The organism is Oleiphilus sp. HI0043, from assembly GCF_001634935.1.
On the sequence record NZ_LWEY01000098.1, the window covers coordinates 1 to 742 of the forward strand.

Consider the following 742-nt stretch of genomic DNA (forward strand, 5'->3'; position numbering starts at 1 on the left):
AAGCCCAGAAGACAATGAAGTTTTGTTTGAGTCAATCGCGCAAGATTTGATTCAAACCGGCTGCTCTATCAATGAAGGGGCGATCCCTCAGGCTTTGGCTGATGCTTTGGCGCAGGAAGTAAAAGGCTTAGCTTCAGAGAAATTCAAGAAAGCCGGAATAGGGCGTGAGCAAGACTTTGTGAGGAACGAGACGGTTCGCTCTGATGAAATCGCTTGGATCTCAGAAGAGACGGAGGCGGGTAAGGCTTGGCTTGAATGGGCGTCTCAATTGCAGTCTTATATGAACAGGCGCTTATACTTAGGCTTGTTTTCGTTCGAAAGTCATTTTGCGCATTACAGTGCGGGTGATTTTTATCAGCGCCACTTGGATGCCTTTAAGGGGCAGTCAAATCGAACACTCACTTTGGTCGCCTATTTTAATAAAGACTGGACGCAAGAGGATGGCGGTGAGTTAGTTGTATACAAGGATCAGGATGATCAAGAAGGGCAAAAAGTGCTTCCTAGCTTCGCGACACTGGTGGTCTTTCTTAGTGAAGAGTTTCCGCATGAAGTGCTGCCAGCTAAAAAGGATCGCTACTCGATTGCGGGTTGGTTTCGGGTGAATACTTCTTCGGCGGACCGGGTTGACCCGCCGGAGTAAAACGAAATGAGAGAAAAGTAAAGAAAGGGGACGGAGGGATTATTAATTGACCAGCAGACAAACTTCTCCGTAAACCCAAACTCTGATACTTTCAATGATTCT

The 742-nt window shown here is 46.8% G+C and carries 1 protein-coding gene; it reads left to right on the top strand.

Features of this window, described 5'->3' with window-relative positions; genetic code table 11:
- The coding region (locus tag A3729_RS01835) for a 2OG-Fe(II) oxygenase (RefSeq protein WP_231877301.1) at nt 1-640 on the top strand (640 nt) is incomplete at its 5' end.
- Between the last annotated feature and the right edge of the window lie 102 nt (nt 641-742).